General features: G+C 42.4%; 14 protein-coding genes. 5 read left to right on the forward strand and 9 right to left on the reverse strand.

Annotated elements, in window-relative coordinates; all coding sequences use genetic code 11:
- Positions 1–5: 5 nt before the first annotated feature.
- The 8 genes from F902_RS14300 to adeS all read right to left on the reverse strand — a co-directional run bounded on the left by F902_RS14300 (position 6) and on the right by adeS (position 9830).
- The gene (locus tag F902_RS14300) at positions 6–794 is read right to left on the reverse strand and encodes an ABC transporter permease (protein WP_005204478.1); all 789 of its coding nucleotides are present in this window, start codon (positions 792–794) and stop codon (positions 6–8) included.
- A 13-nt stretch (positions 795–807) separates the two neighbouring features.
- Positions 808–1647 (reverse strand): ABC transporter permease, encoded by an 840-nt coding sequence (locus F902_RS14305; RefSeq protein WP_005204480.1) that lies wholly within the window; start codon positions 1645–1647, stop codon positions 808–810.
- 1 nt (position 1648) lies between these two features.
- The gene (locus tag F902_RS14310; RefSeq protein WP_005204481.1) at positions 1649–2902 is read right to left on the reverse strand and encodes an MFS transporter; all 1254 of its coding nucleotides are present in this window, start codon (positions 2900–2902) and stop codon (positions 1649–1651) included.
- Positions 2903–2979: 77 nt separating this feature from the next.
- Positions 2980–4047, reverse strand: coding sequence for an ABC transporter substrate-binding protein (locus F902_RS14315; protein WP_004806296.1), 1068 nt, complete (start codon positions 4045–4047; stop codon positions 2980–2982).
- Positions 4048–4071: 24 nt separating this feature from the next.
- Positions 4072–5595: a porin family protein gene (locus F902_RS14320; RefSeq protein ID WP_005204482.1), complete on the reverse strand. Its 1524-nt coding sequence runs from the start codon at positions 5593–5595 to the stop codon at positions 4072–4074.
- A 432-nt stretch (positions 5596–6027) separates the two neighbouring features.
- Positions 6028–7077: an NADP(H)-dependent aldo-keto reductase gene (locus F902_RS14325; RefSeq protein WP_005204485.1), complete on the reverse strand. Its 1050-nt coding sequence runs from the start codon at positions 7075–7077 to the stop codon at positions 6028–6030.
- Between the two features lie 90 nt (positions 7078–7167).
- Entirely contained in the window at positions 7168–8523 is a 1356-nt protein-coding gene (locus F902_RS14330; protein WP_005204488.1) for an LLM class flavin-dependent oxidoreductase, read from the reverse strand.
- A gap of 236 nt (positions 8524–8759) precedes the next feature.
- Positions 8760–9830, reverse strand: a complete 1071-nt coding sequence (gene adeS / locus F902_RS14335) for a two-component sensor histidine kinase AdeS (protein ID WP_005204490.1) — start codon at positions 9828–9830, stop codon at positions 8760–8762.
- Positions 9831–9977: 147 nt separating this feature from the next.
- Here adeS and F902_RS14340 point away from each other — a divergent pair, with 147 nt between their 5' ends.
- Positions 9978–10250 carry a transporter suffix domain-containing protein gene (locus F902_RS14340; RefSeq protein ID WP_005204492.1) on the forward strand — a complete coding sequence of 91 codons (273 nt, stop codon included), beginning with the start codon at positions 9978–9980 and terminating at the stop codon, positions 10248–10250.
- A gap of 23 nt (positions 10251–10273) precedes the next feature.
- On the opposite strand, the gene adeR is transcribed toward F902_RS14340, so the two are convergent.
- Positions 10274–11002: an efflux system response regulator transcription factor AdeR gene (gene adeR, locus F902_RS14345; protein ID WP_005204494.1), complete on the reverse strand. Its 729-nt coding sequence runs from the start codon at positions 11000–11002 to the stop codon at positions 10274–10276.
- 143 nt (positions 11003–11145) lie between these two features.
- On the opposite strand from adeR, the gene F902_RS14350 reads away from it, so the two are divergent.
- From F902_RS14350 to F902_RS14365, 4 genes are all read left to right on the forward strand, one after another.
- On the forward strand, positions 11146–12291 hold the full coding sequence (locus F902_RS14350; RefSeq protein ID WP_005204496.1) for an efflux RND transporter periplasmic adaptor subunit: 1146 nt from the start codon (positions 11146–11148) through the stop codon (positions 12289–12291).
- Positions 12291–15401, forward strand: coding sequence for an efflux RND transporter permease subunit (locus F902_RS14355; protein ID WP_005204497.1), 3111 nt, complete (start codon positions 12291–12293; stop codon positions 15399–15401). The genes F902_RS14350 and F902_RS14355 overlap by 1 nt, the downstream gene beginning before the upstream one ends.
- Before the next feature lie 79 nt (positions 15402–15480).
- Complete coding sequence (gene adeC, locus F902_RS14360) at positions 15481–16881, forward strand: AdeC/AdeK/OprM family multidrug efflux complex outer membrane factor (protein ID WP_005204499.1); 1401 nt, start codon at positions 15481–15483, stop codon at positions 16879–16881.
- 84 nt (positions 16882–16965) lie between these two features.
- On the forward strand, positions 16966–17361 hold the full coding sequence (locus F902_RS14365) for an acyl-CoA thioesterase (RefSeq protein WP_005204501.1): 396 nt from the start codon (positions 16966–16968) through the stop codon (positions 17359–17361).
- Positions 17362–17374: the final 13 nt, after the last annotated feature.

Here is a 17374-nt window from a genome sequence, read left to right on the forward strand (position 1 = left end):
TTCTCCTAACGTCGCCAAACCAAAATACGACGCTCAGCTAAATTGGCTAAGCTATTCCACGCCACACCGATAAAACCAATCACAATTAAACCAAATACAATCAGACCAACATCTAAAGCAGCCCGCCCACGAATCACAATATTTCCTAGTCCAACACCATAGTTAGCTAACAGAAACTCTGCCCCGATGGTCGCCACCCAAGCGAAAATCAACCCCAGTTGTAATCCTAAAAAGATTTGGCTGGCTGCCGCAGGTAAAATCAATTTGCTCAAGGTCTGCCAAGCATTGAATTGATAGACTTTGGCAACTTCGTATTGATGCAATGGAATTTGTCTTACCCCATCGATGGTATGTAAGGCCACTGTATAAAAGACGGAAAGCACAATAAATAAGATTTTTGCGCTATTGCCATAATCTAAAAAGGTGGTGATTAACGGTAACCAAGCAAACAAAGAAACCTGTCGTAATACATTAAAACTAGGTAAAAATAAATAATTGGCCCAGCGTGAGACCCCTACGATAATGCCAAAAGTAATGGCTAGAATACTGCCCAAGACAAAACCCGTCAGATCACGTAACAGACTTGCACCTAAACCTGTCCAAAACTCTTGCTGCTGAAATTGATGAATTGCAATCTGCACCACCTCAAATGGTGCTGGAATGAGTTTAGGATTGACCCAATTCAACTTGGATGCGATCGCCCACAATACAATGAACGCAATCGGGAGCACCAAGCCGTAAACGTTTAAATAATTAAAATTAAATCTTGGTTTTGATGTAGACCTAGTAGACATATTCAATCCCCCTTTAAAATGCACTGCGTTGCCAATGGCTAAACCAGCGTTCAACCCAGCCCAAAATATGATCTAAAACAAAACCAACAATCCCGATCACAATGACAGCCATGAAAATAATATCGGGTTGGATCAACTGCCGTCCCCACACAATCAAGTAACCAATCCCTTCACTACTGGCTAATAGCTCGACAAAAACCAGTGACAGCCATGCCTGCATAATCCCTTGGCGTAAACCACTGACAATATTGGGCAAAGCAGAAGGCAAAATGACACGGCGAAATCGCTGCCACGCACTAAAGCGATACACCTGAGAGACTTCTAATAAATGCGGAGGTACATTCAAGACACTGCGATAGGTCGCAACGAGCACAGGAACAAATACCGCCAGTGAAATCGCTGCAATTTTTAGACTTTCATCAATCCCCAGAAAAATCATCAGTAATGGAATCCAGCCGATCACTGGAAATTGCGCAATCAGATTAAAAGTGGGGTAAATAAACTTGTGTGCTATACGTGATAATCCGATCAGGAAACCTAAGAACAAACCGATGCTGCCCCCGACCAAGACACTCCAAGCAACCCGTTTTAAGCTGATCCATAAATTATCCTGTAACTCATGCGTATCTATGAGCTCCAACGTGGTTTGCCAAACTAAGGCTGGGCTAGGCAAAATTTGTTCAGGTAACCATTGCTTCTGAAAGGCATAATGCCAAACCGCCAATGCAATCGCAGGTAAAACCAAAGCCAATACAATACGAACTGCCCATAGGCCAATTTGCTTGAAATAAGGGGCTAAATTGATTCGCTGCCAAGTGTGTTCATTTTCTAATTGAGTTTCGATACTACTCATTTTATTGACCCTCTATTTCCGAATACATTTCAATCTCTAGCGGCGGTGCTATAAAAACTTGTGTAAGTTTCTGAGAAAAACCGATCAGCCCGCCAAATAAAACCGCTGAAATAAGAAACATCGACTGTAAGCCCCAATAGTGACCAAACCAGCCTCCCACAATACTTCCCAATAACGCACCTGCGGGTCCTGCCATCGCGGTTAATCCTGAAACCTTTGCCATTCCCAAGCGTTCACCCACATTGGCAAACATGGTGAAATTGACGATATGCAGCATCGCGAGACCCAAGCCCAGAATCACAGCACCCACCCAAAGCAGCACGGAAATTTTAGGTATGCCCAGCATCACAGATGCCACCGCAACAAAAGCAAAACCCGTTTGATAAAAGCGTTTTATTCCCCATCGTGTCAGCAAAGCTCCCGTCGTAAATAAGGCTACGACAAACACAGCTCCTTGTAGCGTTACCAAACTGGCAGCAATCGTTTCACTCAAGCCAAAATCCTTGATTGCAATAACAATAATGAAAAAGCCGTAGTACGCCATCACCGCATTGCTCGCCATTTCAATCAAACTGGTGCGGCGTAAAGCCTGATCTTGCTTTAATAAAACCAATTGCTTGGCAATAACAGCAAGGCTAAATGCCTCATCTTGCTCTGCCTGACTAATTCCTGTTGGGCTTGCGCCAAAGGCCAAGGGTGCAAACAATATCGGTAAAAGAAAAAGTCCAGCAATCCACCAAAACGCACCTGAGAATCCCACCGCAGTTACTAAGCTCACTGCCAGTAAAGGGCCAACCAGAAAGAACCCCATCATATGCGTGCCTCTAAACCATCCCGCCCGAGCAGCCCCTATGCTTTTTAAATGCTGCATATAGACTGTATTGAGTGAAACAAACCGCATCGGCATGCATAACCCAACCAAGAAAGTAGCTAAAATCAGAGACCAAACCGCTGGATAAAATGGCACCGTGACATACACCAGCGCTGCGAGAAAACTTCCTAATACAAACATTGTCTTAGGTCCATAGCGTTGTACTAACAGGCCAATTGGCAATCCGATCAGCAAAATACCTAAACTCTGTACTGCGGCAATCAGTCCCATTTCAAACTCATTCGCAGCTAGCTGCACCGCATATAAAGAAGTGACGATTTTCGCAATTCCAATGCCCAAGCCTGCACACAATGCCAAGCCAATAAAGCCCCATACAAAGTGCCCTTGACCCAGTTCAACCTGAGCAACCGATTCCTGACGCATAGGTCATTCCTAAAATGGTGGACAAATAAACTGGCTTGCCAAAGGCATACACGCCCTTGGCCTAACCCAAATCACAATTACTTTTTACGGTTGCCATTTACATCAAATTTTGGCCAGAAGTTTTCTAGTTTGAGTTCTTGAATCGCGGTGTTCAGATACTTCGGTTCAATCCAAGAATCCACATCCACTGGACGGCGAATCAGCTTGTAATCAATTGATTGCTGAACCGATTTCTTTAAAGAATTCACTGCATAATCATCAAAATATGGTGAGTTACGGTCTTTCAGCGAGTAATCATCCCAGTCTTTTTTATAGTCTAGATAAGGCACGCCACTTTGAGCCCATAACTTGTACTGGGTATCACGATTCTTTTCATCGGAACTCCACACGTTATCTTTAATAAATGTGGTCACAACGCGTTGCACAATTTGTGGGTATTTCTTCTCAAAATCCTCGCTCACCCATGCCACCAATGGGCCATTCAGATTTGGATCTTTACGTACTTCTAAAATACGCTTTGCCACACCACGTGCTTCTAATGTCCAAGGACTGGTAATCAAACCATCAATATCACCTGTAGACAGTGAGGTTTGAGCTGAATAAAAGTCCTGACTAATCACACGGAAATCTTTTTCAGTGAAACCATATTTCCGTAATAAACGGCCGAGGATTAGCTGTTGGTTAGTGCCCTTAAAGACAGAAATGGTTTTGCCTTTTAAATCCGCCAGACTTTTCGCACCTGAATCAGATGGAACTGCAAAATACACAGGTCCAAAACGCCCAGTCACAAATAAAAGTTTGGATTTCAAACCCGTTGAACGTCCGACAATCGAAGGTAGATCACCATGTCCAATCCCAAAATCGACCTTTTTATTGGCTAAAGCTTCATTTAGCGCGGGTCCTGCACCCGGAAAAAATGACCATTTCACCTTGATGCCATCTTTGGCAAATTCTTTTTCCAAAATGCCGCGTAGATTGGCACTTGCATAAGCACTTCCTCCGACTTTAGGTTTTCCGCCTACGCCTGCACCGGGAACTCCCAGTCGGATTTCTGTGGGATTGGTTTCAGCAAAAGCTGAGAAACTGGTGGCAACCAGCAAACCTGCCGCTGCACCAATAAATAAATGTTTCGTCAAAAATTTCATTGTGTCATTACTCATATTGGAAAATTAAAAGGTGTATTGGAATTGCGCTTGTACTTCCGAGAAGTCTTTCTGCGCAGTTGTCTCGTGGTCATAGCTCCAGCGATTCAGCCCTAATTGGAATTTGGTGGTTTGTGCGAAGAAGAAATTTAGCCCCAAGGTATGAATATCGACTTTGCCTAAGCCATGACCTGAAATCCAAACGACATCTGCGCCTTTATTTGGGTTGTAGCTGTCATAGCGATAGAAGCTCTGAATTGATTTCGGCCAGAAATCATCAAACTTGGCGACGGATTTCACGCTGTTATAAAATTGATCACCAAAGGTATAAAACAAGGTTGCGGTATGCCCTTCAGACTTTACTTCTGAGGTTGAACCTGTTGCAGTTGCATAATCACTGAGTCCTTTGACATATTCATAAGTCACGCCAAACGGTGCGTGGTTATAGTAGATATCGAAGCCCAGACGATCATTGCGACCGTTACCATCGAGAACATTACTGCCTGCGATAACGTTTTTACTGCCTTTGAGATAGGAAGCACCAAATTTCAACTCACGGAACCAACTGGCATAATCAACAGGTAAGGTAAATGCGACCCGTCCGATATAATCTTTCTTGTCATTGTCATCGACTTTATTGGTGCCATTGCCATTGACCACACCCAAAGCATACTCAAATAACGGTGCACGATAGTTTGATGAATAATCAACAAATGGTTTGACATCACCACGCACAATCAGACCAGTCTGGCGATTGAATAGACCCAATTGCGCCAATCCTGTTGCAACATTAATGGTCGGTCGTAAATCCTCAGGTGATTGCGGATCTAGACCAAATGGAATCAATTGCTGACCAAAAGTCACATTCAAACGCGGAACTTCTGGTCCCCCATTGGTCGAGGTGAAGTTATAGCGCAAGAATGCATCTGCCAGATTCAGATCACTGGCACTGCCTGCTGTCCCGACACGTTTGCCATAACTAAAAGAAAGTTGGTAATCGAGATTTTTCCCCTCCTTATAGTCTTTATATAAATTTCCTCTGACCCCGAATAAAGCGGTTGGTACATCAAAAGTATTGCGACGTGGGGTAACGGGCGCTGGATTTCCAGAAGCCGTGTCTTGACTCTGAGCCTGTGCCCGAACTTGCACAGTTCCATATAAAGTTGCATCTCGTGTCGACTTCACCGAAGTCCGCTCATATTGGCGTGATTGATCATATTTATAGTTTTCTAAATCACTTCGGAAACCTGCCAGCTCACTTTGAGTCGCAAAACTATGCTCCGTATTTTCTTCCTGAGCCTCTGCCGATGCATCATCTTGGGCTGTAAGTTGCGCTGTCTCACTCAGCTCCGTTGAAGCTTGCTTCTTTTGCTTTAATGCATTGAGCTGCTGCTGTAGAGCAGTCAATTGCGCCTGTAATTGCGCTAATGTTGTATCAATATCTTCTGCTGCTTGAGCTGTGCCGCTTCCCAACAGTGTTGCAATGCTCAAAGCAATCGATAAAGAGAGATAATGTTTTTTCACCAATAAAACCCCTAAAACTAAAACCATAAAATTTGAGTAAAAAAATCCTATGTGTGACTGAATAAGCAATCACACCGAAAAAGATTCGAACTAAATGAATTAAAAAATGAGAGAGAAATTAACTTTCCATACAACAACGCAACATCTTCATCCTGTGCTCCTCAGCCTGCATAAAATCAATCTTTGATTTATATACTTTGATCTTTGCAAGCAGCATGCCAATTATTAAGCAATTGTTTTATATTGATATTTATAAAAACACATCCACTTCTCTCTGTTGAAGCACTGTTGATTTTCCAACACCCTGCTTATACCAAAACAGCACATTTCAAGGTTTCTATTTCTTATTTTTTGATATAGAGACTCAGTCGCTTTGTTCTAAAAATAAAAAAAGACAGTTGGATTGACTCAACTGTCCTGAACAAAACCAAAGTTAAATTATAGGAGATTATCTATGCCTTAAGGTGCGGGATTAGGATGGGCTTGATGGATTTGCTCAATTCCCTGAATGACCTCATCAGTTAACTGTAGGTCAATACTTTCAATATTGGTTTTAAGCTGAGTTAAATTGGTCGCCCCAATAATATTACTGGTGACAAAACGGCGACTATTTACATAGGCTAAAGCCAATTGGGCAGGATCTAAATCATATTGTTTGGCCAATGCTACATAACGACGAATTGCATCTTCAGAGGCTTGCCCTTTATAACGGGCAAAGCGTTCCCATAAGCTTAAACGTGCGCCTGCTGGTTGTGCACCATCTAAGTATTTACCGGTCAAAGCACCAAAAGCCAAAGGTGAGTAAGCCAGTAATCCGACCTGTTCTCGTATGGCGATTTCGGCATTGCCAATTTCAAAACTACGGTTCAATAAGTTATATGGATTTTGGATGGAAACAACCCGCGCTAAGTCCAATGTTTCGGAATACTTTAAAAACTGACTCACGCCCCAGGGTGTTTCATTGGATAAGCCAATATGTCGGATCTTGCCTGCTCGAATCAAATCGGACAAAACTGTCAAGGTTTCTACAATTGGAACCGTTTCTTCATTTTCAACATGCGTATAGCCCAATTCACCAAAATGATTGGTACTGCGATCAGGCCAATGAAGCTGATATAGATCAACATAATCCGTCTGTAAACGTTTCAGACTATCATGTAGTGCAGTTTCAATATTGGCTCGATCTAACTTAGTTTGACCTGAACGAAAATGCGAGGCTTGGGTTAATTTCCCTGAACGGCCTACCACTTTGGTTGCGATCAGCACTTGGTCTCGTTTCTGTGACTGCTTTAACCATGTCCCAATATATTGTTCAGTTAAGCCTTGGGTTTCTGGTTTCGGTGGTACAGGATACATTTCAGCCGTATCAATCAGATTTACGCCACACTCCACTGCATAATCCAACTGCTCATGCGCTTCGGATTCAGAATTCTGCTCGCCCCAAGTCATGGTGCCGAGGGCGATGACACTAACATCAATATCAGTTTGACCTAATTTTCTATATTGCATTTTTCACTCAATTCAATTTTGATGACACAAGAGTGACCGCTTAAAAGTCACTCTTGTTACTTTGATTCATGATTTAGTTTTAACATGATTTTAACTGGCTTTGTTTTTTTCAGCCTGTCGAGCAATGACATATTGATTTTCTGGACGTGCCAAACCTAGGTTTTCACGTAAGGTCGTGCCTTCATATTCAGTACGGAACAGGCCACGGCGTTGTAGCTCTGGCACAATCAATTCAACAAAATCGTTTAACCCAGCAGGTGTACTTGGTGGCAAAATATTAAAACCATCCGCGGCTTCATTTTCAAACCATTGTTGTAATTGATCTACAATCTGTTCAGGTGTGCCAATCAGTTGCCAATGGCCACGTGCACCCGCCACCCATTCATACAGTTGACGGATACTGAAATTGTTTTTCTTGGCAATATCTGCAATTAGAGCAGGACGACTCACCATGCCTTGGCCTTCACCCAATTCAGGAAATGGACCATCCAAATCATAGCCTGAAAAATCAAAGCCGCCACTTAAGCCACTCAACAAGGCAAGCCCTGCTTCTGGATGAATCAAATCCGTAAGCTGTTGGTATTTGGCACGCGCTTCTTCTTCAGTACGACCTACAAACGCAGAAACGCCTGGTAAAATTAAAAGTTCATCGGCTGAACGTCCATATTTGGCCAAACGACTTTTTACATCACGATAAAACTCTTGCGCATCTTCCAGCTTTTGATTGGCGGTAAAAATGACTTCGGCATAACGCGCTGCAAGATCACGTCCTGGCCCTGACTGTCCCGCTTGTACAATCACTGGATAACCTTGTGGTGTACGAGGTACATTCAAGGCACCTTTCACCGCATAGTATTTACCTTTGTGATTCGGATTATGAACTTTCTCAGGATCATAAAATACACCTGATGCCTTATCATGAATAAAAGCATCATCTTCCCAGCTGTCCCACAGTTTTTTAATCAGATCAACATATTCCTGTGCGCGCTCATAACGCTCTGCATGTGGAATTTGTTGTTCATAACCGAAGTTAGCCGCGGCAGCTTCCGAAGCAGAGGTCACCACATTCCATCCTGCTCGACCATGGCTGAGATGGTCCAAAGAAGCAAATTTACGCGCCAATAAATACGGTTCTTCATAGGTGGTTGATGCAGTTGCAATAAAACCAATATGTTTGGTCACCGTTGATAAAGCTGCGAACAAGGTGACAGGTTCAAAGCCCGCTACTTTATCGCTATAGCCTGTTTTCTCAGCTTGTCCGAAATTAACGGCGAGACCATCTGCCAAGAAATAGGCATCAAATAAGCCTTTTTCAGCAAGTTGTACCTGCTCTTTAATAAAATCAAAATCCACTGCTTTGGTCGGTTGCGATTCAGGATGTCGCCATGCAGCGACATGTTGTCCAGTAGCGGGAATAAATGCACCTAATCGAATTTTTCTACTCATGTTTTGCTCCAAATTTGTTGTTAAACACAATTTATCTTTCACTGTGGTTAATACAAATTGAATGCCATGTTTTTTATTTATAAATATCAATCAATTAAAAATTATTAATTTTATCAATGTTTCAGCAACAGCACGATTCTGTTGAGCAGGTGGTGCTAAATCAACACCTCTTCTTTTATTCATAGCAGATATTTATGAGCATAGTCGAACACTAACAATCGCCTAAATCACTTAGATTAAACGTGAACAGGCAGATAAATCGTAAACACACTATTGTGATTCGGGTTGCTATATTCGATTGCACCTTTATGCGCAATGACAATCGCATGTACAACTGCCAAACCTAAGCCAGTCCCACCAAACTCTTTATTTCTAGACTGTTCCAATCTAAAGAAAGGATTGAATAAATCCTGTTGATATTCTTCAGCAATACCTGGGCCTTCATCCTCGATTTGTAAGATCCATTCATCCGAGACTTGCTTTGAGGAAATTTTTAATGTGCCTGCATTGGCATAGCGAATTGCATTTTCAATCAAGGCAATCAGAACCTGCTCGATACGCCGACGATCACAATTTATAAATGTGGCGCTGACCTCCAATACAGGAATAAGTTGAGCTTTTGCCAAGCGATCTTCGAACAGCTTTAAAACTTTCTCCGCATGCAATTTAAAATCAATCTTTTCATAATTTAATCTCAGCTGCTGATTTTCCACCAAACTGAGTGTCCGCAGGTCTTCAACCAAATGTGATAATCCCTCCACCTGATTGAGCAAGCTTTTAAACAATGCTTCATCAGGTTGAAACACCCCATCTAAAACGCCTTGTAAGCGGCCTTGCAAAATCGTGATTGGTGTTCTCAATTCATGTGCAATTGCGGCATTCCAGACCTGTGCATTTTCAACCGAGCTTTCTAGTTGCTGCGCCATATGATTAAAATTCTGCATCAACTCAGCGATTTCAGTGGAGTGAATTTGACTATCATCTGCCCGTGCGGACAGATCACCCTGACTGATTTTCTTTGCTGCATCTGCCAAGAAATTAATCGGCTTAATAAAACGCTGGGCCAAATGCATTCCGATAATAATGGAAATGACACCCCCACAAAAAATCACTGTAGATAGCCAAATCCAGTCGACAAAATGAAATTCGGTCCAATCTTCCTGCAAGGAACTCAACGTGATCCAACCCACATCAATCGCATAGTTATAAATAAAATAGCCAAGCAAAATAGAAAACAGCGTCACACTTAAGTTCACGATACTTAATGCGATAAACAACTGTTTACTAATACCTGACTTATTCTTCATTGGATTTTTCCAATCAATTAACCTAAATTTTTCACATGATACGCTGATTTTTTTAGTGATTTACACACTTTTTCCACACATTCAAGATCATTCATCATCAAACCTTTCCAAAAATAGCAGCATCAAAATTTTATTGATGTGACCAAAATGCAAAAACCAAAACTCAATCTACGTAAAAAAATTGGCTTCGTTCTGTTGAGCATTGTCATCGCTTACTGGCTTGCCTTTCCCATTATTCCATTCTTAGACATTCCCCATAAAGCGTTGATCATGACAGCAATGGCGATTGGGGGTGAAATTCTGCTGTTAATCGTAATTGCCTTATTGGGTAAAGAATATTGGACAAAGATTAAAAATGGATTCAAACATTTATTTACTTCCTTCAGATCACAGAAGAGCAAATCTGATAACTTAAATTAAAGCCATCAACATTCAAAACATGCTCATTCCACAGGATGATCGAGGCGATAACCGACCCCACGCACGTTAATCAACATCTGTTGCAAGCCGTGTTCTTCCAGTTTTTTTCTCAGCTTACTGACATGACTATCAACGGTGCGCTCCAAGGCATCACTATCAGGTAGGCAATGATTCAGCAGTTCACTTCGGGTAAAGACTTTATGAGGATGATCAATCATTTGTAGCAAGATTTTATATTCAGTCAGGGTTAAATTCACCATCACCTTCTTATGCTGCTGATGAATATAGACACTATGAATATCGGTATTAATTTCAATATTTTTATAACTTAGATTTTTATTGGGTGCCTGCTGGCTTTGCTGAGCGCGTCGCAGCACCGCTTGAACACGCGCCACCACCTCATTCGGATTGAATGGTTTGACGACAAAATCATCGGCACCGATCCGTAATGCCATGACTTTATCAATTTCCTGATCCAATGCGGTGAGCATAATCACGGGGGTTTGCGCCTTTTGCCGAATTTTGCTTAATACTTCCCAGCCATTCAGTTCAGGTAATTTAATATCCAACACTATCAGATCGATTGTTTGTGTAGCATGGATTTCAATCGCCTGTTTACCATTCATTGCCCGAATCACGCGCATCCCTTCACGCTTAAGATAGTGCTCAATGATGTCCCCAATATCATACTCATCCTCTACCACAAGAATAAGTTTGTCATGGCAATCGAAAGAAAAAGAGTGCTCAAACATAAGGATTTAGATCAATAAAACAATCGATTCATCATACGATGATTTATCTGTTGATCTCCACACTTTTTCCACACTTCAGCGATGATCGTTACACAAAGTTCGAAAATAATGCCAGCATCAAAAACTCCCAAGGTTTGGACAGAATGCAAAAGCATCTATTACTTCCATTATTTTTATCTATCGGACTTGTGCTACAAGGCTGTGGTTCTGAGGAGGCAAAGCCAGCAGAAACACCCCCTGCTAAAGTGAGCGTTTTAAATATTCAGCCGCAATCGGTGAACTTTAGCGAAAATTTGCCAGCACGGGTACAGGCTTTCCGAACTGCTGAAATTCGCCCACAAGTCGGTGGCATTATTGAAAAAGTGCTATTTAAACAAGGCAGTGAAGTTAAAGCAGGTCAAGCACTTTATAAAATTAACGCGGAAACTTTTCAGGCTGATGTGAATAGTAATCAGGCCTCCCTCAATAAGGCCGAAGCTGAAGTGGTTCGTTTAAAAGTTCAGCTAGAGCGCTATGAGCAATTACTTCCAAGTAATGCGATCAGTAAGCAAGAAGTCAGTAATGCACAAGCTCAATATCGTCAGGCCTTAGCAGATGTTGCGCAAATGAAAGCCTTACTTACCCGTCAAAACCTGAACCTTCAATATGCCACTGTTCGTGCCCCGATTTCGGGCCGTATTGGGCAATCTTTTGTGACTGAAGGTGCATTGGTCAGCCAAGGTGATGCCAATACTATGGCAACGGTACAGCAGATCGATAAAGTCTATGTTGATGTAAAACAGTCGATTAGTGAATACGAACGTTTGCAAGCTGCGCTACAAAGTGGTGAGTTGTCTGCCAATAATGAAAAAACTGTACGTATTTCTAATAGCCATGGTCAAGCGTATAACGTCACTGCCAAAATGCTATTTGAGGACATTAATGTTGACCCTGAAACAGGTGATGTCACCATCCGTATCGAAGTTCAGAATCCTGAACGAAAACTTCTCCCAGGCATGTATGTCCGCGTCAATATCGACCGGGCTTCAGTACCTCAAGCTTTGCTTGTCCCTGCTCAAGCAATTCAACGCAATATCAATGGCGACCCGCAAGTCTATGTGATCAATGCCAAAGGTTCCGCTGATATTCGCCCGATTGAACTGGGACAACAATATGATCAGTTCTACATCGCCAATAAAGGCCTTAAAACAGGCGACAAAATCGTTGTGGAAGGTGTTGATCGTATTCAGCCCAATCAAAAACTTGAAATAAGCACGTGGAAAGTACCTGCACCACAAGGAGCTCAATGATGATGTCACAATTCTTCATTCGCCGCCCTGTTTTCGCATGGGTGATTGCGATTTTCATTATTTTATTTGGGGTACTCAGTATTCCGAAATTGCCGATTGCCCGCTTTCCAAGTGTTGCACCACCACAAGTCAATATTAGTGCGACTTATCCAGGTGCTACACCCAAGACCATTAATGACAGCGTAGTTACCTTAATTGAGCGTGAAATGTCAGGGGTAAAAAACCTGCTGTATTATAGCTCAACTACAGATACCTCAGGTACTGCGGAGATTTCTGCGACCTTTAAACCGGGTACAGATGTGGATATGGCACAGGTTGATGTACAAAACAAAATCAAAGCCATTGAAGCACGGTTACCGCAAGTGGTTCGTCAACAAGGCTTGCAAGTTGAGGCATCGTCATCGGGATTCTTGATGTTGGTCGGAATCAATTCACCCAATGGACAGTATTCCGAAGTTGATCTCAGTGATTATCTAGTTCGTAACGTAGTCGAAGAACTTAAACGTGTTGAAGGCGTTGGTAAAGTTCAATCCTTCGGTGCTGAAAAAGCCATGCGTATTTGGGTTGATCCCAATAAATTGGTGTCATATGGTTTATCGATCAGTGACGTTAATAATGCCATCCGTGAAAATAACGTCGAGATCGCACCAGGACGATTAGGTGATCTCCCTGCAGCAAAAGGTCAATTGATTACCGTCCCACTATCGGCACAAGGTCAATTAGGCGATGTTGAACAATTTAAAAATATCAGCCTAAAAAGTAAAACCAGCGGTAGCGTGATTAAACTTTCTGATGTGGCTGAAGTTGAAATGGGTTCACAGGCCTATAACTTTGCCATTTTAGAAGATGGCAAACCTGCAACGGCTGCTGCGATTCAGCTCAGTCCTGGTGCCAATGCTGTCAAAACAGCGGAAGGTGTCAGAGCCAAGATTGAAGAATTAAAACTCAATTTACCTGAAGGTATGCAGTTCAGTATTCCTTATGACACCGCACCTTTTGTAAAAATTTCGATTGAAAAAGTGATTCATACCTTACTTGAAGCCATGGTACTGGTTTTCATTGTGATGTATTTATTCTTGCATAATGTTCGTTATACCCTGATTCCAGCCATTGTTGCACCGATTGCACTACTCGGTACATTTGCGGTGATGCTACTGGCAGGTTTCTCGATTAACGTACTGACCATGTTTGGTATGGTGCTTGCGATTGGTATCATCGTCGATGATGCAATTGTGGTGGTCGAAAACGTTGAACGAATTATGGCGACTGAAGGACTGTCTCCAAAAGAAGCAACGTCCAAGGCAATGAAGGAAATTACCAGTCCGATTATTGGGATTACCTTAGTCTTGGCAGCAGTGTTCTTACCGATGGCCTTTGCCAGTGGTTCGGTCGGTATTATCTATCAACAATTTACCTTAACCATGTCAGTCTCAATTCTGTTCTCAGCATTATTGGCATTAATCTTAACGCCTGCATTGTGTGCCACGATTCTTAAACCAATTGATGGCCACCATCAGAAGAAAGGCTTTTTTGCATGGTTTGATCGCAGCTTCGATAAAGTCACTAAAAAGTATGAATTGATCCTGCTTAAAGTGATTAAACATAGTATTCCAATGATGGTGATCTTTGTGGTCATTACAGGTCTTACTTTTGCAGGCATGAAATACTGGCCAACCGCCTTTATGCCAGAAGAAGACCAAGGCTGGTTCCTGACTTCGTTCCAGTTGCCTTCTGATGCCACGGCTGAAAGAACGCGAGGCGTCGTCAATGAGTTTGAAAGCAGTCTAAAAGACAATCCAAATGTTAAAAGTAACACGACCATCATGGGTTGGGGCTTTAGTGGCGCGGGCCAAAACGTAGCTGTTGCTTTTACCACATTAACCGACTTTAAAGACCGTACGTCAACAGCAACTGAAATGACCAATGCCGTTAATGCCAGCATGGCGCACAGTAAAGAAGGTGCAACAATGGCGGTATTACCACCTGCCATTGATGAACTTGGGACTTTTTCTGGCTTTAGCTTACGCTTGCAAGACCGTGCCAACTTGGGCATGCCTGCACTTTTAGCTGCACAAGACCAGCTCATGGAAATGGCTGCCAAGAACAAAAAGTTCTATATGGTTTGGAATGAAGGCTTACCGCAAGGTGACAATATTTCTTTAAAAATTGACCGTGCGAAATTGAATGTTCTTGGTGTGAAATTCTCTGACGTTTCTGACATCATTTCAACGTCAATGGGTTCGATGTATATCAATGACTTCCCAAATCAGGGACGTATGCAACAAGTCATTGTACAGGTCGATGCCAAATCACGAATGCAACTCAAAGATATTTTGAATCTGAAAGTGATGGGCTCAAATGGTCAATTGGTCTCGCTATCTGAAGTGGTCACACCGCAGTGGAATAAAGCGCCACAGCAATATAACCGCTATAACGGTCGCCCATCGTTGAGTATTGCAGGTATCCCAAACTTCGATACGTCATCAGGCGATGCCATGCGCGAAATGGAAAACCTGATTGCCAAATTGCCAAAAGGCATCGGCTATGAATGGACGGGTATTTCCTTACAGGAAAAGCAATCTGAATCACAAATGGCCTTCCTGCTGGCGCTATCAATGCTCGTGGTATTCCTTGTTCTGGCTGCACTTTATGAAAGTTGGGCAATTCCGCTTTCAGTGATGCTGGTCGTCCCTTTAGGTATTTTTGGCGCAGTGGTTGCGATTATGTCTCGAGGCTTGATGAATGATGTGTTCTTTAAAATTGGTCTGATTACCATTATTGGTTTATCTGCCAAGAACGCGATTCTGATTGTTGAATTTGCCAAGATGCTGAAAGAAGAAGGCATGAGTTTAGTCGAGGCCACCGTTGCCGCAGCAAAACTTCGTTTACGCCCGATTCTGATGACCTCCTTAGCCTTTACTTGTGGTGTCATTCCATTGGTCATCGCCTCAGGGGCAAGTTCAGAAACACAGCATGCCTTAGGTACAGGTGTATTTGGCGGCATGATTTCAGCGACGATTCTGGCAATTTTCTTTGTCCCAGTGTTCTTTATTTTCATTCTGGGTACAGTTGAAAAGCTGTTTTCATCGAAACAAAAAAATCCATCTTAAATGACATAGAGCAGAGGGAATCAATGGGTTTCCTCTGACTCCTCCTCAGTATCTATCCTCATCTTATTTGGAGAAGACCATGTCTAAAGCGACTGTCTTATCTCGTGGCCTGCTTGTCTCTACGCTTTCGATTGCCTTAACTGCATGTATGAATCTGCAGGCACCAAAACCTGTGATCAAATCGGATATTCCACAAAATTTTTCTCAAACCACAACTGGAAATTCGATTGCCAATCAAGGTTATCAACAATTTTTTTCTGACCCACGTTTATTACAAGTGATTGAAATCAGCTTAAATAACAACCGTGATTTACGTACTGCAACACTCAATATTCAGCGTGCCCAACAGCAATATCAGATCAGTAAAAATGACCAGTTACCTACTATTGGAGCAAATGGCAGTGCTGTTCGACAGGTGAATCCATCTGCGAACCCAAACAATCCTTATTCAACTTTTCAAGTTGGACTAGGAATGACGGCTTATGAACTGGATTTTTGGGGCCGAGTCAAAAGCTTAAAAGATGTGGCCTTAAATAATTACTTTGCGACCCAAAGTGCCAGAGAAGCCACACAGATCAGTTTAGTCAGTCAAGTCTCACAAGCTTGGTTAGATTATGCCTTTGCTCAGGCCAACCTTAATCTTGCAGAACAAACCTTAAAAGCACAACTTGATTCCTATAACCTGAACAAAAAACGTTTTGATGTCGGTATTGATAGCGAGGTTCCACTGCGTCAGGCACAAATTTCAGTTGAGACTGCACGAAATGATGTTGCCGCCTATAAAACTCAAGTGGCACAAGCACAAAACTTACTGGATCTATTGGCTGGTCAATCAGTTCCTCAAAATCTCTTGCCGAATCAAGCCGTAAAAATGATTAGTACTGAAACCACATTTGCAACTGGCTTAAGCAGTGACTTACTGAATAACCGCCCCGACCTCAAAGCGACTGAATATCAATTACGTGCTGCTGGAGCCAATATTGGCGCAGCCAAAGCACGTATGTTCCCTACGATTAGCCTGACAGGTTCAGCTGGCTATGCCTCAACCGAACTTAAAGATTTATTTAAATCAGGTGGCTTTGCTTGGTCAGTTGGACCAAGTATCGACCTGCCTATTTTCGATTGGGGGACGCGTAAAGCCAATATTAAAATTTCAGAAACTGAACAACAAATTGCACTGGCAGATTATGAAAAAGCCATTCAATCCGCTTTTCGTGAGGTCAATGATGCGTTGGCTGCACATGCCCATATTGACGAGCGTTTAGCGGCACAACGCCGTTTGGTTGCTGCAACCGATACCACTTATAAATTATCCACCGCCCGATTTAGAGCAGGGATTGACAGTTATCTAACCGTGTTGGATGCACAACGTTCTGCTTATGCAGCCCAACAAGGCTTACTGATGCTTGAACAAAGCAAGTTAAATAATCAGATTGAATTGTATAAAGCTTTAGGCGGTGGGCTATCCCAGCATTCATAAACGCTTAAGTCTGTTATTGGGGCTGATTTTTACATATTCAGCCCTTATAGTATTGAGCTTTAAATGAAAAATAACAGTTGATCTATGTTTACACTTTCGATTACACCCAGATTCTATGAAACCGATGCTTTTGGACATATCAACAATACTGTCATTACAGGCTGGTTTGAAACTGCACGTGAACCTGTTTTTCGCTTATTCAACCCAAGTATGGAAATCAAAAATCTACCTTTGATTCTCGCTCGGGTTGAAGTTGATTTTGTTGCACAAATCTATTACGGCGCGGATATCGAAATCAAAACATGGATTGAACATATCGGCAATTCTTCTTTTATTGTGGCGCATGAAGCTTGGCAAAATGAGCACTGCGTTGCACGTGGCAAAGCGGTTCAGGTGTATTTTGATTTCAGCACGCAAAAATCAGGTCGTATTCCAGATCAATTCCGTGACCCGTTGCAACAATATCTGATAAGCCAATAAAGATTTTCCGCTG

This window comes from Acinetobacter higginsii (assembly GCF_000369525.1).
Taxonomy (GTDB): Bacteria; Pseudomonadota; Gammaproteobacteria; order Pseudomonadales; family Moraxellaceae; genus Acinetobacter; species Acinetobacter higginsii.